Raw genomic sequence first — 21738 nt, 5'->3', positions numbered from 1 at the left:
TCAGAGCTCGATCCACGTCGTCTTGAGTTCCGTGTATTTGTCGAGCGCGTGCAGCGACTTGTCACGTCCGTTGCCGGATTGCTTGAAGCCGCCGAAGGGAACGGTGGCATCGCCGTGGTCGTAGCAGTTCACCCAGACCGTGCCGGCCCTGAGCTTGCGAGCGATCTTGTGGGCGCGTGACAGGTCGCGCGTCCAGACGGCTGCGGCAAGCCCGTAGGACGTGTCGTTAGCGACGCGCACCGCCTCCTCGTCGTCCTCGACCGTGATCGTCGACAGCACGGGACCGAAGATTTCCTCCTGCGCGATGGTCATGTCGTTGCGCACATCGGCAAAAATCGTCGGGTTGATATAGTAGCCATCCGGCGTATCGCCCGGCCGGTCGCCACCGAGCACCAGCCGCGCGCCCTCCGCCTTGCCCTTGGCGATATAGCTCTCGACGCGGTCGCGATGGCCGCTTTCCACCAGCGCGCCGAGCTTTGTTGCAGGGTCGAGCGGGTCGCCCGGGCGGATCGATTTCGCCGTCTCGACGACGATATCGAGGAACTGCTCCTGGATGCGCTTGGAGAGGATCAATCGCGACGGCGCCACGCAGACTTCGCCCTGGTTGAAGCAGATCGCCGTTGCCGCCCGTTCCGCCGCGACGCGCAACTCCGGCACGTCGTCGAGAATGATGTTCGGCGACTTGCCGCCGCATTCGAGGAAGACGCGCTTCATGTTCGACTGGCCGGCATATTGCAGGAACAGTTTTCCGACTTCGCCCGAGCCAGTGAAGGCCAGGCAATCGACATCCTTGTGCAGGCCCAACGCCTTTCCGGCCGTCGGGCCGAAGCCGGGCACGACGTTGAAGACGCCATCGGGAATGCCCGCTTCCGCCGCAAGCTCGGCCAACCGGATCGCCGTCAGTGGCGATTGTTCGGCCGGCTTCAGTACTACCGAATTGCCCATGGCGAGCGCCGGCGCGAATTTCCACGTCGCCATCAGCATCGGGAAATTCCACGGCACGACCGCGCCGACGACGCCGATCGGCTCGCGGGTGATCATGGCGAGCTGGCCAGGACCCGTTGGTGCGATCTCGTCATAAAGCTTGTCGGGGCACTCGGCATACCATTGCAGCGTATCGAGCACGACGTTCACGTCGATGTTGCGGCTTTCGGACACCGGCTTGCCCATGTCGAGCGTTTCCAGCACGGCAAGTTCGTCCATGTGCTTTTCGAACAGCGCGGCAAAGCGCTGGAGCACCTTCTTGCGCTCCTTCGGCGACCGGTCGCGCCAGTCCCCCGCCTCGAACGTCCGGCGCGCCGCTTTCACCGCGCGGTCGACGTCTTCCGCATCGCCCGCGGCAACGCGCGCGATCGCCTTGCCGTCGCGCGGCGAGATGTCGTCGAACGTCTCGCCGGAGGCCGCATCGACGAAGCGGCCGTCGATGAAGGCCTGGCCCTTGATGGCGATCCGGCTGCGGATCGCGGCCACATCCGCCTGTGTCAGTGCAAGATTCACGTCATCTCCTCCATTTTTGTCAGTGACATATATCATATATCATGTTATCTCGCCCCATCGCAAGGAGTTGTTGCCGGGATCGGCACAGGAAGGGAGGAGCGTGTGACGCAGCCAGTGAGAAACGATTACCGACCCACGGAGGCCGAGATCGCGCGGCTCAGGGACCGCGCCCAGTTCGTGCGCCTGGAGACCATCCGGCTCATCGAGATCGCCAAGGTCGGCCACTACACCTCGGTGTTTTCCGCAGCCGAAATCTTCGCCGCGCTCTACTATGACGTGATGTCGCTTTCGGCGGACCCGAAATGGCCCGACCGCGACCGCTTCCTGATGGGCAAGGGCCACGCGGCCGTCGGCCTGTTCCCGATCCTCGCCGAACTCGGCTACATCCCGACCGAGGTGCTGAACGGCTATACCCGCCTCGGCAACCCGCTCGGCGATCATCCCGACATGCGCAAGGTGCCCGGCGTCGATTTCTCGTCCGGCTCGATCGGCCATGCGCTGTCGAACGGCCTCGGCATGGCGCTGGGCGGCCGCATGCAGTGCCGCGACTTCACCACCTTCGTCATGCTCGGCGACGGCGAAATGCAGGAGGGCCAGGTCTGGGAGGCCGCCATCGGCGCCGCCCACCACAAGCTCAACCGCCTCGTCGCGATCATCGATCGCAACGGCTACCAACTCGACGGCGCGGTGGACGATGTGATGGGCATCGAGCCGATCGACGAGAAATGGCGGGCCTTCGGCTGGGAGGTGCATGTCGTCGACGGCCACGACATCGCGGAACTCACCGCGCTGCTGCGTCGCGTCAAGGCCGATGCATCCCGCGAAAAACCCTGCTGCATCATCGCGCGCACGCTGAAGGGCAAGGGTGTCTCCTACATGGAAACCGAGCCCGGCTGGCATCTCGGCTATCTCGACCCCGTCGACGCGGACGCCGCGCGCCAAGAAATTCTGTCCAAGGTGATCTGAGATGACCCAAGCCAATCTGCGACCGACCTCGCCGAATTCCTGGCACTACCGGGAACTGAACATGAAGAATCCCGGCCTCGACCATCTGTCGAACGGCCTGATCACACTGACCGAGGCCGGACACCCGATCGTCGCGGGCTCCGCCGACCTGCAATATTCGAACGGCCTCAACCGCTTCGCCGCCCGCTATCCGGATCGCTATGTCAGCTTCGGCATTTCCGAGCAGAACATGGTGTCGGCCGCCGCCGGCCTCGCCACCACGGGCATGATGCCCTACGTGGCGACCTTCGCCTCGTTCCTCGGCCTTTTGACCTGCGAACAGATCCGCATGGACGTCGCCTATTGCGCCCTGCCGGTGCGCCTCATCGGCCACCACACCGGCATCGCCATGGGTTTCTACGGCACCTCGCACCATGCGACGGAAGACATCGGCACCATGCGCTCGATCGCCGACCTGACGATCGTCTCGCCGGCAGATGGGCCGCAGCTCGAAGCGGCGATCCGCGCCTCGGTCGACCATGACCGGCCGATCTATTTCCGAACCGGCCGCGGGCGCGAGCCGGAGCTCTATAACAGCAAGGCCGATTTCGTCTTCGGCAAGGCGGTCGAGCATGCGCAGGGCGAAGAGGTAACGATCATCGCCTGCGGCCTACCGGTCCACCCATCGGTGCAAGTCGCGAAGAAACTCGCCGCCGAAGGCCGCAGCGTCGGCGTCATCGACATGGCGACGGTCAAGCCGATCGACCGCGACGCGATCCTCGCCGCCGCCGCGCGCTCCAAGGTCATCCTGACCATCGAGGAGCACAACATCCTCGGCGGCCTAGGCTCCGCCGTGGCCGAAGTGCTGGCGGAGGAAGGCGGTCCCGCGAGGCTGGTGCGCCACGGCATCCGCGACGAATACGCGCTGATCGCCCCGCCGACGCATCTCTATGCCCATTACCGGCTCGACCAGGCCGGCATCGAATCCGTCGTCCGCGACATCATCGGCTGACGGCCCGCGCCGGGAGGGCGCGTTATCCCGCTCCGGGTTTCCGGAGCGGACGATCCAACTTCAACTGAGGGAGAGAGACCATGACGTTCTTGAAATCGGCATCGCTGATGCTGTGCACGGCCGCACTGGCCATCATGACCAGCGCGGCCAATGCCGCCGAAAAACACGAAATCTACAAGCTCCTGCCGAATTCCGCCCTTTCCGGCGTCATCGACCCGGAAATGGCGGACCGTTCGGATGTCGCCAAGGCGCTGCCGACGACGCCGCGCGATGCGAGCAAAAAGCTGGTGATCGGCTGGACCGAAATCACGCTCGGCAATCCCTGGTTCGTCAGCGTCATCGACACGGCGAAGGCCAAGGCCGCCGAATACGGCTATGAACTCGACGTGCAGGTCGCCGATGGCGACCCGGCGAAGACGTCGGCGCAGATCGATGCCTTCATCGCCAAGAAGGTCGACGTCATCGTGCTCGACCCGACCGACCTCGCCGCCGCCGCAGCCGACGCGCAACGCGCAGTCGATGCCGGCATTCCGGTGATCGCGCTCGGCACCGTGCCGGACGACAGCCCGATCGTCACGACGGTGCTCTTCAACCCCTACGGCAACGGTTTCGAGGCGGGGCGCTTCGTGGCGCAGCACTATGGCGCCGACAAGCCGATCACGGCGGCCGCGATCCTCGGCACCGTTGGCAATTCCACCTCGGAAAGTCGCGTCAACGGCATGATCACCGGCATCATCTACGAGCGTGCCCAGCAGCTCGGCCTCAACCTTTCCAAGGAAGACGCCATGCTCGCCGGCTTCAACAAGTTCCAGGAGCTGAAGACCGGCGGCGCCTTCGACTATCCGGAGGTCAAATTCAGCGTCGTCTCGATGGGCGTCGGCTTTTGGACGGAAGAAGGCGGCCTCGATGCCGCGGAGGACATCCTGACAGCACATTCCTCCAAGCTCGACATCATCCTCGCCGAAAACGACTTCATGGGCATGGGCGCGCTGCGCGCACTGGAAAACCAGGACCTCAAGGGCAAGATCCAGGTCGCCAACGCCGCGGACGGCTTCCGCACCGCGCTCGATCTCGTCAAGTCCGGCGACATGCTGGTCACCGGCCTTTGCTCCGGCTCGCACACCGGCGAAGGCGTCATCACCCTGATCAACCAGATCTTCGACAAGGGTTTCGATGCCAACAACCTGCCGCTCGGCTCCTACTACCCCTCGCAGATCGTGACCAAGGAGAACGCCGACCAGTTCATCGACCCGGACACGGCAAACCCGTTCTTCCGCTACACGGTCCCCGCCTTCAAGACGATCGGCGAACTCAAGAGCTGATCGGCACCAGGGATGATGCGGCGGACCTTGCGGGGTCCGCCGCGATGAAAGGGAGGCAGGACATGGATCGCCTGGACATGCGGCAGATCTCGAAGGAATTCGGCGGCATCGCCGCTTTGAGTGGGGCCGAGTTTTCGGCACGCGCGGGCGAAGTGCATGCCCTGATGGGCGAAAACGGCGCCGGCAAATCGACCCTGATGAAAATCCTCGCCGGCGCCTATAGCCATGACGGCGGCGAGATCCGCATTGGCGGAGAGCCCGTCAGCATAACGAACCCGCAGGACGCGATCCGCAACGGCGTGTCGATCATCTACCAGGAATTTTCGCTCGCAAGCGACCTGACGGTCGCCGAAAACATCCTGATCGAGACGCTGGGACACGGCCTATTCGTCAACCGGCGGGCCATGCATGCCCGTGCCGCCGAGTTGCTCGCCCGCATGGGTTTCGACGATATCGATCCCGGCGAGATCGCCGGTGGGCTCACCATCGCACGCCAGCAGGTGGTGGAAATCTGCAAGGCGCTGTCGCGCGACTGCTCGATCCTCGTGCTCGACGAACCGACCGCCGTGCTCACCACGCACGAGACGGAAAAGCTCTTCGACCTGGTGCGACGGCTGCGCGACCAGGGCGTCTGCATCGTCTACATCTCGCACCGGCTCGACGAGATCTTCAGCCTCTGCGACCGGGTGACCGTGCTCAAGGACGGCGCGACAGTCGGAACCTGGGAAACCGGCGCGCTCGACCACACGTCGCTGGTCAACCTGATGATCGGCCGCGAGCTGAAGGACTTCTTCCCCGAACGGCATGCCGCCCCCGGCCCGGTGGCGCTGGAGGTGGACGCGCTCGCCGCCGGCGGGCTGGTCTCCGACATCAGCTTCACGGTGCGTCGCGGCGAAGTGCTGGGCATCGGCGGCCTTGTCGGCGCAGGGCGGACCGAGGTGCTGCGCGCGATTTTCGGCGCGGACCCGGTCTCGGCCGGCGAAATCCGCATCGATGGGCGTGCCCGCACCATTCGCTCGCCCGGTGATGCCGTGCGGGCGGGCATCGGCCTTGTGCCGGAGGATCGCAAGCAGCAGGGCTGCCTGCTCGACCTGCCCATCCTCAACAATGCCATGCTGACGCCGGTCAATCCGCATCTCGGCCTTTGGGGCCTCATCCGCGAGGCTCGCGAGCGCGGCGCCACCGAGGCGCTGCGCAGCCGGCTGAACCTGAAGGCCGCGAGCATAGACGCCGAGGCCGGCACGCTGTCCGGCGGCAACCAGCAGAAGGTGGCGATCATGAAGTGGCTCGTCTCGGGCTGCGAGATCCTGCTGCTGGACGAACCGACGCGCGGAGTCGATGTCGGCGCGAAGGTCGAGATCTACCGCGTCATCAACGAACTGGCGGCCAATGGTGCCGCCATCGTCATGGTCTCCTCGGAAATGCTCGAACTGATCGGCATGTGCGATCGCGTGATCGTCATGCGCGCCGGCGGCCTTGCCGGTGAACTCGCCGGCGAAGAGCTCACCGAGGAAGGCATCATCGAACTGGCAATGGGGCGCAAGCATGTCCACTAATCCGAAGGCTCCTGGCCTCGTTTCCCTCCTCGTCACCTACAATATCTACATCATGCTGGCCGCACTGGTGGTGATATCCACGCTGCTGTCGGAACACTTCCTGACACTGCAGAACCTCTTCAACCTGCTGCGGCAACTGGCGCCCCTGGCCCTCGTCTCGATCGGCATGCTGCTTGTCATCCTCACCGGCGGCATCGACCTTTCGGTCGGCTCCATCGCGGCAATCGGCGGCATGGGCGTGGCGATGGCAATGCCGGCGCTGCCCTTCGATGGCGCGACGGCCTTGCTGATATGCGTCTTCGGCGGCGTTCTTTTCGGCGCGCTGCTCGGCGCCATCAACGGCGCGCTCGTGGCCGGCTTCGGCATGGCCTCCTTCGTCGCGACGCTCGCCATGATGACCATGGCGCGCGGCCTCGCCTATATGCTGTCGAATGGCCAGCCGGTGCGCTTTCCGCGCGACCTGCCGACCGCACAGATCCTGACCGGCTTCGGCAGCAAGGGCCTGCCTGGCATCGGCCTGCCCTGGCCGGTTCTGGCAGTGATCGTCGTCATCGCGCTCTTCGTCTTCCTGCTGCGTCGCACGAACTGGGGACGGTTGACCGTCGCCACCGGCAGCAACGAGAATGCCGTCCGCCTCGCAGGCTTGCCCGTCTGGCGCTACAAGTTCCTTGCCTTCACGCTGAGCGGTGCGCTCTCGGCACTCGCCGGCATCTTCGTGACCGCGCGCACCGCGGTCGGCACGCCGGTCACCGGAATCGGCCTGGAACTCGATGCGATCGCGGCCTGCGTCATCGGCGGCGCGTTGCTGTCCGGCGGCCGGGGCACGGTGACGAACACGATGATCGGCGTGCTGATCCTCGGCCTGATCGGCAACATCATGAACCTGATGAGCGTGCCGGCCTATCCGCAGCAGATCATCAAGGGCGTCATCATCATCCTCGCCGTGCTGATGCAGGGCATCGGCGCCCGGGCGAAACGCCGCGTGTGAACCTCCCGCACGCGAAACTGGCCCGCATCACGATGCGCGATGCGGGCCTTCTTTCATTTCAGGAAATCGACGAGCAGGCGCACCTGTTGCTCGATCATGTGGATGCCCTTGTGAACGACACAGCCCCGCGCTTCCGCCGCGGCAAGAAGCGGCGTCACATCCGGCTGCATCACCACCTCGCCGACGACCGTGCCCGCGTCGAGCCGGTCCACATCGGCGGGCAGCGCATCGCCAGCATGCATGCCAAGCGCGGTACCGTTGATGATGATGTCGAAACCGCGGGGATCGGCCGGGCCGATCTCAATGTGGGCGTTTTCAAAGAGGCCGCGCAACTGCCCCGCCAGGGTTTCGGCCTTTTCCGGCGAGCGGTTGGCGATCGTCAGGCTGGCCACACCGGCGCGGAGCAGCGCATGCGCCACACCGCTCGCCGCACCGCCAGCGCCGACGAGCAGCACGCGCTTGCCGGCGGGATCGTGCCCACGGTGGAGAAGGCCGGCAACAAAACCCTCGCCGTCGAACATGCCGCCGGTGAGGCTGCCGTCCTTCTCCCGGCGAACGATGTTGCAGGCACCGACTAGGGCTGCCGCACCGACGAGACGGTCGCACAGCCCGGCAATTGCTCCCTTATGGGGAATGGTGATCACCATGCCGGCGAGGTTTTCGATTGCCCGCAGGTTGTCGACGGTGGCGTGCAGCCGTTCCGGCAGAACGTCGAGGGGCACCATGACGATGTCATCCCCCTGCCGTTCACATTCGGCGTTGAACAGCGGCGGCGTGCGCACATGGCGGCAGGGATGGGCGAGCAGGGGGACGAAGCGGGTATGCCCGGTAATCATGGGTTTATCCTCGAAAACGACAAGAAGGCGCTTGCGCGCTAGACTACATAATATATGATATATGAAATATCCATAGAGACGCAGACATGAATTCCCCTTTGACCATTTTCGGCGCCGATCTCAAGGTTTTCGGAGCGCCCGGACGCTATGTCCAGGGACGCGGCATCCTGACCCGCATTGGCGACTTCGCAGCCCAGTTCGGCCAAAGCGCGGTGCTTGTGGCGGATGTGCACATCCTGCCGCTCGTCGAACAGACGATCCGCAGCTCCTGTGAGCAGCGAGGCGTTTCCCTGACGGTGCTGCCCTTCGAAGGCCGGCTTGGCCCCGACACCGGCCACGACCTCGTAGCCAGGCTCGGCGATGCGACGCCGTCGATCGTGCTGGCGGCTGGCGGCGGGCGGGCGATCGATGCGGGCAAGGCGCTTGCCGGTACGCGGGGGCTGCGGCTGATCACCATTCCCACGGTGGCCTCCAACGATGCGCCGACGAGCAAGAACTATGTGCTCTATGACGAGGACGATATGCTGCTGGAAGTTAGACACCTTCCCCGCAACCCGGACTTCGTGGTCGTCGACACGTTGCTGCTGGCCGGCGCGCCGAAAGCGATGTTCGCGGCCGGGCTGGGCGACGCGCTCTCCAAGAAGGCCGAAGCGTTCGCCTGCGCCGCCGGCAGCGGCCTCACCATGTTCCGCGCAAGGCCGACGCGGCTTGCCGGCACGATCGCGACGGCCTGCTACGATACGCTGATGACGCACGGCCGGGCGGCCTACGACGCTGCCGGCACGGGCGAACCGACCGAGGCGTTCGAGGCCGCGGTCGAAGCGATGATCCTGATGGCCGGGCTCGGCTTCGAAAGCGGCGGCCTGTCCGTGCCGCATGCCTTGACGCGCGGCCTGCCGCTACTGCCGGGCGTCAAGGCTAGACCGCATGGCCTGCAGGTCGCCTATGGTCTCGTCGTGCACCACCGGCTGATGGGCGAAGCCATGCCCGACGCCCTCCTGGCGCTCTACCATCATGCAGGGCTGCCGCTCTGCCTTTCGGACCTGACCGCCGCGCAGATCAGCCGCTCGCAGCTCACGGCTGTGGCGCAAGCGTCGATCGCCGTGCCGCACATGCTCAATTTCCCGAAAACGCTGACCGTCGCCGATCTGGTGGACGCCATGCTCGCCATCGAGGGGGAGGCCCATATGCGCCCCGCCATCGCCAATCGAAGAGGAAGATGAAATGCCCAACAAGGACCGGGGTGCGCCCCTCGCCGTCGTCACCGGAGGCGGCACCGGCATCGGCCGCGCCGTCGCGGAACTCCTGACCGCAAGCGGCTACGCGGTGGTCGCCCTGGGTCTCGACCGCGACGACGACCTGCCTGCCGGCATCGCCTTCCACACTGTCGATATTACCGACACGGCGGCAAGCATCGCCACCTTGCCGGAAGGGCGGCCGGTCGCGGCGCTGGTCAACTGCGCCGGCATGCTGCGCCACCAGCAGGAATGGGAAACCGAGGCCTTCGAACAGGTCATGCGCGTCAACGTGACCGCCGGGTTTGCGCTCGCCAATGCGCTCCTCGAAAGGCTTGAAGCCGGCAGCGGCGCCATCGTCAATGTTGCGTCCATGTGGGCGATCTTTGGCTCGCCCGGCGCGCCCGCCTATACCGCGAGCAAGGCCGCGGTCGCGGCGGTCACACGTTCGCAGGCGGTGGCCTGGGCGGGCCGTGGCATCCGCGTCAATTCCATCGCGCCGGGCTGGGTCGAGACGAAGATCTCCGAAAAGGCCCGCACCGACGCCGCGCGGGCCGAGCGCATCAATGCCCGCATCCCGATGGGGCGCTGGGCCAAACCCGCCGAAGTCGCCTCCGTCGTGCGCTTCCTGCTGTCGCAGGATGCCGCCTACATCACCGGCGCGATGATCCCCGTCGACGGTGGCTATTCGGTCTGCTGAGGAGGAATGCACATGAAAGCCTGGGTTCACGACAAGACCGGTGATCCGGACATCCTGCAACTGCGCGACCGGCCGAAGCCGGAGCCGGGTCCTGGCGAGTTGCTCATCCGCAACCGCGCCGTCGGTCTCAACCCCGTCGACTGGAAATTCGTCCTCTGGGGCCACGATTCCTGGGAATGGCCGCATATTCCCGGCGTCGACGGGGCAGGCGAGGTCGAGGCCGTAGGCGATGGCGTGCACCATATCGCCCCGGGAACGCGGGTCGCCTACCACAACGACCTCCTGAAGCCGGGCTCCTTCGCGGAATACACCGTCATCCCGGCGCGCGCCGCCATTCCGCTACCGGCCGCCCTGCCCTTTGCCGCGGCAGCAGCGATCCCCTGCCCCGGCCTCACCGCCCGGCAGGCCATCGACAAGGTCGCCTTATGGCCCGGCGCCCATGTGCTGGTGACCGGCGCTTCCGGTGCGGTCGGCGGCGCGCTGCTTCAGCTCGCCAGCGCGCGGGGCTGGGTCGTGCACGCCGTCGGCTCCGCATCCCAATCTGAACGCCTGCTTCGCCTCGGCGCTGCAACCGTTACCGATTATCGCCAGCACGGCTGGAAAGAGGACTGGGCAAAGCGGGCGAGGCATCAGCCGCTGAACGCCGTGTTCGACATGGTGAATGGCGCCCATGCGGCAAGCCTCGCGCCCTTGCTGACGGCAAACGGCCATCTCGTCTGCATCCAGGACCGGCAGGAAACCGCGCCGCTGCCCGCCTTCTCGACGACCATCTCGCTGCACGAGGTCGGCCTCAACGCCATGCACGCCCACGCCTGCGACCGTCAGTGGGGACGGCTTGTCGCCGCCGGTGCCGAGATCGCGCAGCACATCTCGGAAGGGCTCTTCGATCCGCAACTCATCGAGATTGCCGGTTTCGACGAGCTGCCTCAAGCACTGGCACGCCTCAAGGCTGGCCCCAACCCCGGCAACCGCGTCGTCGTCCTATAGCGCCTTACGCGCCCTGCTCCTCGCGCCGCTCCTTCGGCCCCTTGGGGAACCATCCGGCGATGCGTGCGCCGAGCGGGTCGAGGAAGGTGAGGACGACCGGCACGAAGACGAGCGTCAACAGCGTGGAGGAAATCAGGCCGCCGATGACGGCGTGCGCCATGGGCGCACGCTGCTCGCCGCCTTCGCCAAGTCCGATCGCCATCGGCAGCATGCCGAAGATCATCGCCAGCGTCGTCATGACGATGGGGCGAAGGCGCACGGCGCCAGCATCGGCCAGACTGTCCTGAAGACTCTTGCCGGCCTGGCGTCCCTGGTTGGAATAGTCGACGAGCAGGATGGCGTTCTTGGTGACCAGGCCCATCAGCATGATGAAACCGATGATCGAGAACATGTTGAGCGTCGAGCCGGTGACGAGCAGCCCGATCAGCACGCCGATCAGGGACAGCGGCAGCGTCATCATGATGGCGATCGGCTGGATGAACGAGCCGAACTGCGAGGCGAGGATGATGTAGATGAAGATCACCGCAAGTGCGAGCGACTGGAGCGCATAGCCGAAACTCTCTTCAAGGTTTTCGGCGTCGCCGCCGAAGCTGATGCGGTAGCCGGCCGGGATCTGCATCTTGGCGATTGCGGCATTGAGGTCCGCCGTCACGTCGCCGAGCGCGCGACCTTCGATATTGCTCTCGATGCGGATCTCGCGCGAAAGGTCTTTTCGCGTGATGGCGTCCGGCGCCGTGCTCTCGATGACATCGGCCACCTGGTCGAGCAGCACGGTGATCGGCTTGCCGTCGTCGTCCGTGCGGCCGGTGGCGATGGTGAGGTCGCGAAGCTGCGCGGCATCGCGCCGTCCCGTTGCCGGCAGGCGCACCATGACGTCGTAGGATTCGCCGTCCGGCGCGTTCCAGACGGAGATGGCGTCGCCGGCGACGAGCGGGCGCAGCGTGTCGCCGATGGTGGCGATCGAGACGTCGAGGTCGGCCGCCGCCTCCGACCGGATTCGCACGGCGAGCGTCGGGCGCTTGTTCTCGATCGAGGATTCGACTTCTGTTGCGCCGGGGATTGCGGAAAGCGCCGTGGTGATCTCGGTGGAAATCCGGCGCAGTTCCTCCTCGCCGTCGCCGAGCACGGAGAGTTGCAACGGCTTTTCCGAAGAGCCCGTGCCGGAATTCTGGCCGATCGATATTTCGAGGCCGGCAATCGAGGCCAGCCGCTTGCGGATCGGCTCTATGCTTTCGGCGGTCGTCACCGTGCGCTCGTCGCTCGGCTTAAGCTGTACCGCGACCGACGCCTCGTTGAAGCCGCGCGCACCGCCGGCATTCACGGTGGAGTAGATCGTATCGACATAGTCGAATTCGCGTAGCGCCCGCTCGACCTGGCTGACCTTCGCCGCCATGTAATCCAGCGAGGCGCCCTCGGTGGCCTTCAGCGCGATGGAGACCTCGCCCTGGTCGGCCGGCGGCAGGAATTCCGCGCCGATGCGCGGCACGAGCATCAGGCTTGCGACGAACATCGCGACCACGACGAAGACCGTGGTCTTGCGAAAGCGGAACGTCCAGTGGATCAGCCGGCGGTAGCGGTCCGCAAGACGCTCGAACCAGCGGTCGAAACGGGCGATCAGCCGCCCGAGCGGCCCCCGCTTTGCGTTCTGCTCCGACTGCGGATCGTACCAGACGCTCGACAGCATCGGATCGAGCGTGAAGGAAATGAACAGCGAGATCAGCACGGCGACAGCGACCGTAACCCCGAATTGCAGGAAGAAGCGGCCGATCAGGCCGCCCATGAAAGCAACCGGCAAGAACACCGCGACGATCGACAGCGTCGTGGCGAGAACGGCAAGGCCGATCTCGTTCGTGCCGTCGAGCGCGGCATCCACATGGTTCTTGCCCATGTGCAGGTGGCGGGTGATGTTTTCGCGCACCACGATCGCATCGTCGATCAGAATGCCGATCGACAGCGAGAGCGCCATCAGCGTCATGGTGTTGAGCGTGAAGCCGAGCGCATAGATGACGGCGAAGGTGCCGATCACCGAGATCGGCAGGGTGAGCCCGGTGATGACCGTCGAGCGCCAGGAATTCAGGAACAGGAACACGATGACGACGGTGAGCACGCCGCCCTCGATCAGCGTGCGCTGCACCTCCTGCACCTGCGCGGCGATCGGGCGGGAATTGTCGCGCGTCACCTTCAGCTCCACCCCTTCTGGGGCGAGTTCGACGTTGAGCGCGGCGATCTCCTTGCGCAATTCGGACGCCACTTCCACGGTGTTGGCGCCCTGCACCTTGACGATATCGAGCCCGAGCGAGGGAACGCCCTGATAGGTCGCGCGGCTCGTCACCTCTGCGCCGACATCGAGCACGGTCGCGACATCCGACAGGTAGACCGGATATCCACCGCTCTGCGCCACGATGATGCCGTTGAAGCCGGCAACGTCGGGAATGCGGCCCTCGACGGTGACGATGCGCTGGTTGATGCCGGAGATCAGCGTACCGGCGGCGCGGTCCTGGTTCTCCTTGCGGATGGCGTCCATCACCGATGTGACGGCGATGCCATAGGCTTCCAGCCTATCGGGATCGACCATCACCAGCACCTGCCGCTCGCTTCCGCCGACAAGCGAGATCTGGCCGACGCCGGCAATGACGCTCAGCCGGTTGGTGATGACGCGGTTGGCGAGCGTGGTGATTTCGGAAAGCGAGCGTTTTGACGAGGAGGCCGCGATCGACAGGATCGGCGCGTCATCCGGATTGAAGCGGGTGACCTGCGGCGTGTCCACGGCATCGGGAAAACCCGCCTCCAGCCGCGCCACGCGGTCGCGGACCTCCTGGGCGGCAACCTGCGAATCCACATCGAGCTCGAACTGCACCACGACGACCGAGCGGCCCTCGTAGGATTCGGAGATGATCGTGTCGATGCCGCCGATGGTGTTCAGCGCGGATTCGATCGGCCGCGACACTTCGCTTTCGACCGTCGAGGGCGAGGCGCCCGTATAGGTCGCCGTGACGACGACGATCGGCAGGTCTGTTTCGGGGAACTGGTCGACGCCGAGGCGCGAATAGGAAAACAGCCCGATCACCAGAATCGTCACCATCATCATCGTCGCAAAGACGGGGTATTTGACGCTGATACGCGTGAGGAACATGGCTTACAGCCCCTCGACGGCGACGGGCATGTCGGCTTCAAGTGCCGGAAGCGGCGCCGAGACGACGATTTCGCCGGCTTCAAGCCCCGACACTTCCACAAGGCTGCGGTCCGTCCAGGCGGTGCCGAGCTGGACCGGCTGACGGCGCAGCACGCCGTCCTGCACCTTCAGCACGAAGCTGCCCGCCTGGTCGGTGCGGATCGCCGAATTGGGCAGCGCGATGATGTTCTTGCGTTCGTCGACCTTCAGGATGCCGGTCGTGAACATGCCGCCCTTGAGGATACCGTCGTCATTCTCGATCGCCAGGAACACCCGGACCGCGCGCGAACCCGCGACGGCGGTCGGCGAGATGCGCGTGACCTTGCCGGAAAAGGTCCGGTCGGGAAAACCCTCGACGTTCAGTTCGACGGGCTGGCCGATGCTCACCATCGGGATGCGGCTCGTCGGCACGCCGGCATCGACCTCCATCTTGCTGAGGTCGACGATGGTCATGAGCTCGGTGTTCAGCCCGACCGTCTGGTCCTGCTCGACGGGGCGCGAGGCGATCACGCCGTCGAAGGCGGCGCGGACCTCCGCATTGGCGAGGTCGCGCTCGGCATCGGCGATCTCGGCCTGCTTCGACCGGATCTGCGCCTGGAGATTGGCGACATTCGCCTGGGCTTCCAGCTGAGCGGCCTCCGAGGAGGCGCCACGCTCGCCGAGAGCGGTGGTACGCCGCTGGACGGATTCGGCAAGCTCAAGCTGCGCGCGCATGGCCTCTGCCGAGGCCTGGCGAACGGTCAGCGTGGATTCCAGCGCCATCTTGTCGAAGCGGATGAGCAGGTCGCCCGCCTTCACCACGTCGCCGACCTTGACCGGCAGCTCGACGATCGTCGAGGCGACACGGGCGGCGAGCGTCGAGCGACGGATCGGGGTGAGTGAGCCGGCAATGCGGACTTCACTTGCGATATCATGCGGTTCGACCCTGGTGATGTCGACCTGCGCGAGCTCCATTGTCGGCTTCGCAGCCTCCTGCGCCTGCGCCGTTCCCGCCGCGACCCATCCCGCCAGGCAGGCGATGCGGATCGCGCGTGGCCAGAACAACCTGCGGACGGGCATGGAGTTTTCTGAGGTGTGGATGGTGCGCTCGCTCATGAAATCCGTCTTGCTTTAGAGTTTTTGCCCGCAACAGGCCTAGGCATAGGGCAGATCGCGTCCCGTTTTACGGGCCGTACATTGCCGTAACATTGTAAAATCAATCAGTCCGGCCTTGTAGAAACGTCGATCGTGTCGGGACTGGGGCATCGCCTCGCCGCCTGCACATTTTTTCGGCGGCCGACAACTGCCGCTCGCGGAAGTTGATCCTTCGCGACCGTCGGGCGCCAGCGCCCGCGCGGCCCTGTGGACATCCTCGCCGGATGTCATGCGCGTGTCATGGCGATCTGTTGAAACGCTGCCCCATGCCATCAGGCGATTGTGACGACTCAAACAAGGGGCTCAGCGCATCGATTGCGCGGTCTCGATCATCGTCCTTCCCCGCAGGAGGCATGAGCACTTCGCCGCCTTGCGGTCCTGTCGCGGCGACGGGTGATGACGGACACTCCAGCGTAGGAAACGTGCCCAGATGATCGAGACAATCGCCCCCACCGCCACCTCACCGGCCCTCAAGGGCGGCGTCGGCAAGCGCCTCAACCGCGCGGTTCGCCGCAATCCGCTGCTCTCGCCTTCGGGCATGTCCGAATATGTCTTCTCGCGGTTGTTCCGCAATCTCGTCTATGCGCAGATCTGGGAAGACCCGGACGTCGACATGGCCGCGCTGCGGATCGAACCGGGCAACAGCATCGTCACCATCGCGTCCGGCGGCTGCAACGCGCTGTCCTATCTCGTCGCCGACCCGGCCCGCATCGAGGCGGTGGATCTCAATCCGGCCCACGTCGCCTTCAATCGCCTGAAGTTCGCAGCCGCAGCGCACCTGCCGGACTACGAGGCCTTCTATCGGTTCTACGGCCAGGGCGATGACAAGCGGAACCTCGACGCCTACCGGCTCTACCTGCGCCCGCATCTCGACGAAGAGACGCGCGACTACTGGGAAAGCCGCACCGTCACCGGACGCCGTCGCATCTCGATCTTCCACCGCCGGCTCTATCGTCACGGCCTGCTCGGCGGCTTCATCGGCCTCGGCCACAAGATGGCGCGGCTCTACGGCGCAGATCCGCGCGACCTGCTCCAGGCCCGCACGATCGAGGACCAGAAGCGCTTCTTCGACGAAACGCTGGCGCCGCTCTTCGAAAAACGCCTGATCCGCTGGGCGACGACGCGCAAAACCTCGCTGTTCGGCCTCGGCATCCCGCCGCAGCAATATGAGGCGCTTTCGGGCGCCGGCAGCGACATGGCGACGATCCTGCGCCAGCGCGTCGAAAAGCTCGCCTGCGGCTTCCCGCTGTCGGAAAACTACTTCGCCTGGCAGGCCTTCGGGCGCGGTTACGGCAGCGGCGAGCTTGCACCGCTCCCACCCTATCTCTCGCGGCAGAATTTCGAGGCGGTGCGCAGCCGCGCCTCACGCATTTCCATCACCAACACCTCGCTTACCGAATTCCTCGCGGCAAAGGCCCCGCAGTCCGTCGACCGCTTCATCCTGCTCGACGCGCAGGACTGGATGACCGACGCCCAGCTCAACGGCTTGTGGACCGAGATTACCCGCACGGCGACCCCCGGCGCGCGCGTGGTCTTCCGCACCGCGCCCGCCGAAAGCCTGCTGCCCGGCCGCCTCGACGAGACCCTTCTCGGCCGCTGGACCTACCACGAGGCGGAATCGCGTGCGCTGCACGACAAGGATCGTTCGTCGATCTACGGCGGCTTCCACCTCTACGAATTCAAGGGCTGAGCGGGATGAGCGCCATTTCCGACCACGCCCTCCTGATGGACCGCATCTACCGCTGGCAGCGGCGGTTCGGCATCTATGACGCGACGCGCAAATATTACCTGCTCGGCCGCGACCCGATGCTTGCCGGCCTTCGCCCCCTGCCCAGCAGTTCCGTGCTGGAAATCGGCTGCGGCACCGGGCGCAATCTGGTGAAGGCGGCGGCGCTCTATCCGGAAAGCCGGTTCCACGGCATCGACATTTCGCAGGAGATGCTGAGCACGGCTGAAAAGGCCGTTGCCGGCGCTGGCTTGAAGGACCGGGTGCGGCTGGCGCGGGCCGACGCCGCCAGCTTCGACCCGCGAGCGCTGTTCGGCGAACAGAGCTATGACCGCATCTTCATCTCCTATGCCGTGTCGATGATCCCGCAATGGCAGAAGGTCATGGCGGAGGCCACCAATCGGCTTGCCCCCGGCGGCGAACTGCACATCGCCGATTTCGGCGACATGCGCGGCCTGCCCGGCTGGTTTCGCAAGGGTGTGACCAAGTGGCTCGGATGGCACCATGTGACGCCGCGCGACGATCTCTTCGAGATGGCCGCGGAGCTTGCCACTGCCCATGGCGGACGCAGCGAGGAGAAGCGGCTGCATCGCGGTTTTTCGTGGATCGCGATCGTCAGCAAGCGCTGAACGCGCTCCCGTCGTGACGGCGTCGGCGATCCTGCCGACGCAAGCATTGTTTGGCCCGCAATTCGCCTGTAGCTCTCGAAGAAAGGGAAGAATCGTCCCTGGATTCGAGAGGAGAAGCGAATTGGCCCTGTCACAGACCCTTATCCGGCGGCTGAAGGACCCAAAACCCTTCGAAACCATCGTCACCGCGCCCTGGCTGTTCAGCCCTGCGAGCGAGCGCACATTCGAGGTCTTTAATCCCTCGACCGGCGAATTGCTGGCGGAACTACCCGACATGGGCGTCGCGGAAACCCGGGCGGCGATCGACCGCGCCGCCGTCGCCCAGCCCGAATGGGCGGGGCTGACCGCCCGTGACCGCTCCGACATGCTCTGGCGCTGGCACCAGTTGATCGTCCTGCACACGGATGACCTGGCCGCCATCCTGACGGCCGAGATGGGCAAGCCGCTGGCGGAGGCAAAATCGGAAGTCTCCCACGCCGCCGCCTATCTGCAATGGTATGCCGAGGAAGCCAACCGCATCTATGGCGAGACGATCGCGGCGCCGTCGCTGGACCGTCGCATGCTGGTCATCAAGCAGCCGATCGGCGTGGTCGGCGCGATCACGCCGTGGAATTTCCCGGCCTCCATGGTGGCCCGCAAGATTTCGCCGGCGCTCGCGGCCGGCTGCGCGGTCGTGCTGAAGCCCGCGGAGCAGACGCCGCTGGTGGCGGGCGCCATGTTCGCGCTCGCCCATGAGGCGGGTTTTCCACGGGGCGTGGTCAACCTCATCTACGCCTCGGAAGGCGATGCGGTCGGCCGCGAACTCTGCACCCACCCGGCCGTGCGCAAGATCAGCTTCACCGGCTCCACCGAGGTCGGCCGCCTACTCATGCGGCAATGTTCCGACCAGGTGAAGAAGCTCAGCCTGGAGCTCGGCGGCAACGCGCCCTTCATCGTCTTCGACGACGCGGATGTCGATGCGGCCGTGGACGGCGCGATCCAGGCAAAATTCCGCAATGCCGGCCAGACCTGCGTCTCGGCGAACCGGCTCTATGTGCAATCCGGCGTCCATGACGAATTCGCCCGCAAATTCATCGAGCGGGTGCAGACGCTCTCGGTCGGCGACGGCTTTCAGCCCGACGTCGCGATCGGCCCGCTCATCGACACGCGCGCGCTCGCCAAGATCGAGGGCCATGTCGCCGATGCGCTCGACAAGGGTGGCAGCGTGCGCTGCGGCGGCCGGCGGATCGACGGCGACGGCACGTTCTTCGCGCCGACCGTGCTCACCGGCATCACCCGCGACATGCGCGTGGCGCAGGAGGAAACCTTCGGGCCGCTCGCCCCCATCATCCGCTTCGACGATGCCACCCAGGTGGTGCGCGAAGCCAACGACACGATCTACGGCCTCGCCGCCTATTTCTATGCGTCCAACCTCAGCCGGGTCTGGCGGGTCGCGGAAGCCCTGGAATACGGCATGGTCGGCATCAATACCGGCCGCATGTCCTCCGAGGCGGCGCCCTTCGGCGGCATGAAACAATCCGGCATGGGCCGCGAAGGTTCGCGCCACGGACTGGAGGACTATCTGGAGATGAAATATCTCTGCATGGGCGGCATCTGAGCGGCGGCGTGTGACGAGGTAAGGGGTTTAGGACGGCTCGGTAATACGCGTGTCATGTGAGTTTCCTATGCGGAGGAGGTAACACACCGCTCAAGAGAGGCTTTCCCATGCGCAAACTCCTCCTCGCCCTGGCATCGGCTACGGTCCTCGCCGGCGCCGCCAATGCCGCGACCGTCTACCCGATCGATCGCGCCACCATCCTCGTCGGCTCCCCCTTCGACTTCAAGGTCGAGTTCGACGCCGTCGTGAAGCCGGAAGATGTGAAGGTCACCGTCAACGGCCAGGACTATGAGGCCGTCTTCGGCAAGAAGGCTGAATTCGTCGCGGAAGAAAAGGGCGCCGAGGACAAGGTTCTCGGCTCCGCGCTGACGCTGCGCGGCCTGACGATCGCCACCGCCGGCGACTACAAGGTCGAAGTGACGGCCGGCAGCGAGACAAAGTCGGTCAACTGGGACGTTTACGGCACCGCTACCGAGGCGAAGGCCAAGAACATCATCTTCCTCATCGCCGACGGCCTGTCCGTCGCCCACCGCACGGGTGCCCGCATCATGTCCAAGGGCATGACCGAGGGCAAGGCAAACGGCCGCCTCGCCATGGACGACATCCCGCCGGTCGCCTTCATCGGCACGTCCTCGACGCACTCGATCGCCACCGACAGCGCCAACACCATGTCGGCCTACATGACCGGCCACAAGTCGCGCGTCAACGCGCTCGGCGTCTATGCCGACCGCACACCGGCAAGCCTGGACGACCCGAAGGTCGAGACGATCGCCGAGGCGCTCCGCCGCACGACGACGAAGTCAATCGGCATCGTCACCACCTCGGAAGTCGAAGACGCGACGCCGGCCGCCGTTGTCTCGCACACCCGCAAGCGCGCCGACAAGGAACAGATCGTCGGCATGCTGTTCGACGTCAAGCCGGACGTGCTGTTCGGCGGCGGCTCGGTCTATTTCCTCGGCAAGGACACGCCCGGCTCCAAGCGCAAGGACGACAAGGACTATATCGCTGAATTCAAGAATGCCGGTTACGCGCTTGCAACCGACAAGACGGAACTCGCTGCCCTCAGCGGTTCGAACCAGGATAAGCTGCTCGGTCTTTTCCATACCGCTAACCTGGACGTGACGCTCGACCGTGAATTCCTCAAGAAGGGCACCGTCGACAAGTTCCCAAACCAGCCCGGCCTCGTCGAGATGACCAAGGTTGCGCTCGACAAGCTGTCCAAGAACCCGGAAGGCTTCTTCCTCGTCGTCGAAGCCGCATCGGTCGACAAGATGAGCCACCCGCTCGACTGGGACCGCGCGCTCGTCGAAACGATCGAATTCGACAAGGCGATCGCCGTCGCCCGCGAATTCGCCGCCGCCAACCCCGACACGCTGATCGTCGTCACGGGTGACCACACCCACGGCGTCGGCATCATCGGCACGGTCGACGACGACAAGCCGGGCGATGAAATGCGCCAGAAGGTCGGCACCTATGACGAGGCCGGCTTCCCGAACTACGAGGACAAGAACGGCGACGGTTACCCGGATCGCATCGACGTCTCGCGCCGCCTGTTCCTGTCCGCCAACAACGGCCCGGACCACTACGAGACCTTCCGTCCGAAGCTCGACGGCCCGTTCGTTCCGGCCGTGCAGAACGAGGCGAAGGAATATGTCGCCAACGAAGCCTACAAGGACGTTCCCGGCGCGGTCTTCGTGCAGGGCAACATCCCGAAGGACGGCGACACCGGCGTGCACGCCGTCGACGACATCGTGCTCCAGGCGATCGGCCCCGGCTCGGAAGGCTTCCGCGGCTACATGGAACAGAGCGACGTCTACCGCGTGCTGGTCGACGCTTTCGCCCTCGGCGCGCCGAAGGAATAAGGGATTTTCATCCCCTGACGGACAGGCGGCCCCGCGCCGCCTGTCCGCATTGCCGTTGATAGAAGGAAGCATGCCATGACGGAAACGCACCCCGCATTTTTCAACAGGCGGCGAATGCTCTGCGCACTGGCTGCCCTGCCCACCCTCGCCCTTACGCGTCCGGCCCTTGCCAGCGACACACTCGGCTTCGGCGAGCTCTACAAGAAATTCGGCATCCTCGGCCTCGAATTCTCCGACAAGGTGAAGCGCCTTGCCAGCCAGGAAGTCACCGTCAAGGGCTTCATGGCACCGCCGCTGAAGGCCGAAGCGGATTTCTTCGTGCTGACGGAAATCCCGATGTCGCTTTGCCCGTTCTGCTCGTCGGATGCCGACTGGCCGGACAATATCCTCGTCGTCTACCTCGCGCGCAAACAGACATTCGTGCAGTTCAATGCGCCGATCGAAGCGCAGGGCGTGCTCGAATACGGCTCGTGGATCGATCCGGATACCGGCTTTGTCAGCCAGCTGCGCCTGCGCGAAGCCGCATTCAACACGGCATGA

At 65.3% G+C, this 21738-nt stretch carries 17 protein-coding genes; 13 read left to right on the top strand and 4 right to left on the bottom strand.

The annotated features are described in order from the left end of the window. On the bottom strand, nt 1-1533 hold the full coding sequence (locus J2Y63_RS03355; protein ID WP_435264923.1) for an aldehyde dehydrogenase: 1533 nt from the start codon (nt 1531-1533) through the stop codon (nt 1-3). Nucleotides 1534-1599: 66 nt separating this feature from the next. Here J2Y63_RS03355 and J2Y63_RS03350 point away from each other — a divergent pair, with 66 nt between their 5' ends. The 5 genes from J2Y63_RS03350 to J2Y63_RS03330 all read left to right on the top strand — a co-directional run bounded on the left by J2Y63_RS03350 (nt 1600) and on the right by J2Y63_RS03330 (nt 7320). Further along, nucleotides 1600-2463, top strand: coding sequence for a transketolase (locus J2Y63_RS03350; protein ID WP_435264922.1), 864 nt, complete (start codon nt 1600-1602; stop codon nt 2461-2463). Nucleotide 2464: 1 nt separating this feature from the next. After that, nucleotides 2465-3454, top strand: a complete 990-nt coding sequence (locus J2Y63_RS03345) for a transketolase family protein (protein ID WP_435264921.1) — start codon at nt 2465-2467, stop codon at nt 3452-3454. Between the two features lie 80 nt (nt 3455-3534). Further along, nucleotides 3535-4776 carry a sugar ABC transporter substrate-binding protein gene (locus J2Y63_RS03340; RefSeq protein ID WP_435264920.1) on the top strand — a complete coding sequence of 414 codons (1242 nt, stop codon included), beginning with the start codon at nt 3535-3537 and terminating at the stop codon, nt 4774-4776. A gap of 62 nt (nt 4777-4838) precedes the next feature. Beyond that, a complete protein-coding gene (locus J2Y63_RS03335; protein ID WP_435264919.1) occupies nt 4839-6332 on the top strand; it encodes a sugar ABC transporter ATP-binding protein in 1494 nt (497 codons plus the stop codon). Further along, a complete protein-coding gene (locus tag J2Y63_RS03330; protein WP_435264918.1) occupies nt 6322-7320 on the top strand; it encodes an ABC transporter permease in 999 nt (332 codons plus the stop codon). The genes J2Y63_RS03335 and J2Y63_RS03330 overlap by 11 nt, the downstream gene beginning before the upstream one ends. A 53-nt stretch (nt 7321-7373) precedes the next feature. Here the strand turns inward: J2Y63_RS03330 and J2Y63_RS03325 are convergent, their stop codons facing one another. Further along, nucleotides 7374-8156 carry a shikimate dehydrogenase family protein gene (locus tag J2Y63_RS03325; RefSeq protein ID WP_435264917.1) on the bottom strand — a complete coding sequence of 261 codons (783 nt, stop codon included), beginning with the start codon at nt 8154-8156 and terminating at the stop codon, nt 7374-7376. A gap of 86 nt (nt 8157-8242) precedes the next feature. Between J2Y63_RS03325 and J2Y63_RS03320 the strand changes: the two genes are divergently transcribed. From J2Y63_RS03320 to J2Y63_RS03310, 3 genes are read left to right on the top strand one after another with little or no spacing between them, the layout of a single operon-like run. Next, nucleotides 8243-9379 (top strand): glycerol dehydrogenase, encoded by a 1137-nt coding sequence (locus tag J2Y63_RS03320; RefSeq protein ID WP_435264916.1) that lies wholly within the window; start codon nt 8243-8245, stop codon nt 9377-9379. Nucleotide 9380: 1 nt separating this feature from the next. After that, nucleotides 9381-10091 (top strand): SDR family NAD(P)-dependent oxidoreductase, encoded by a 711-nt coding sequence (locus J2Y63_RS03315; RefSeq protein ID WP_435264915.1) that lies wholly within the window; start codon nt 9381-9383, stop codon nt 10089-10091. A 12-nt stretch (nt 10092-10103) separates the two neighbouring features. Continuing rightward, nucleotides 10104-11078, top strand: a complete 975-nt coding sequence (locus tag J2Y63_RS03310) for an alcohol dehydrogenase catalytic domain-containing protein (protein ID WP_435264914.1) — start codon at nt 10104-10106, stop codon at nt 11076-11078. 4 nt (nt 11079-11082) lie between these two features. Here J2Y63_RS03310 and J2Y63_RS03305 read toward each other — a convergent pair whose 3' ends face one another. Both J2Y63_RS03305 and J2Y63_RS03300 read right to left on the bottom strand, forming a co-directional pair. Further along, complete coding sequence (locus J2Y63_RS03305) at nt 11083-14211, bottom strand: efflux RND transporter permease subunit (protein WP_435264913.1); 3129 nt, start codon at nt 14209-14211, stop codon at nt 11083-11085. A gap of 3 nt (nt 14212-14214) precedes the next feature. Then, entirely contained in the window at nt 14215-15345 is a 1131-nt protein-coding gene (locus J2Y63_RS03300; RefSeq protein WP_435264912.1) for an efflux RND transporter periplasmic adaptor subunit, read from the bottom strand. Between the two features lie 469 nt (nt 15346-15814). On the opposite strand from J2Y63_RS03300, the gene J2Y63_RS03295 reads away from it, so the two are divergent. The 5 genes from J2Y63_RS03295 (at nt 15815) to J2Y63_RS03275 (ending at nt 21738) form a co-directional block, all read left to right on the top strand. Next, nucleotides 15815-17074 (top strand): DUF3419 family protein, encoded by a 1260-nt coding sequence (locus J2Y63_RS03295; protein WP_435264911.1) that lies wholly within the window; start codon nt 15815-15817, stop codon nt 17072-17074. A 5-nt stretch (nt 17075-17079) separates the two neighbouring features. Beyond that, a complete protein-coding gene (locus tag J2Y63_RS03290) occupies nt 17080-17739 on the top strand; it encodes a class I SAM-dependent methyltransferase (protein ID WP_435264910.1) in 660 nt (219 codons plus the stop codon). Between the two features lie 121 nt (nt 17740-17860). Continuing rightward, nucleotides 17861-19336 (top strand): NAD-dependent succinate-semialdehyde dehydrogenase, encoded by a 1476-nt coding sequence (locus tag J2Y63_RS03285; RefSeq protein ID WP_435264909.1) that lies wholly within the window; start codon nt 17861-17863, stop codon nt 19334-19336. A 107-nt stretch (nt 19337-19443) separates the two neighbouring features. Continuing rightward, nucleotides 19444-21198, top strand: coding sequence for an alkaline phosphatase (locus J2Y63_RS03280; protein WP_435264908.1), 1755 nt, complete (start codon nt 19444-19446; stop codon nt 21196-21198). 75 nt (nt 21199-21273) lie between these two features. Continuing rightward, nucleotides 21274-21738, top strand: coding sequence for a hypothetical protein (locus J2Y63_RS03275; protein WP_435264907.1), 465 nt, complete (start codon nt 21274-21276; stop codon nt 21736-21738).

The organism is Shinella sp. BE166, from assembly GCF_051201095.1.
Classification (GTDB): Bacteria; Pseudomonadota; Alphaproteobacteria; order Rhizobiales; family Rhizobiaceae; genus Shinella; species Shinella lacus.
The sequence above is the reverse complement of the archived record's forward strand: the minus strand, read 5'-3'. Positions and strand labels throughout refer to the sequence as shown.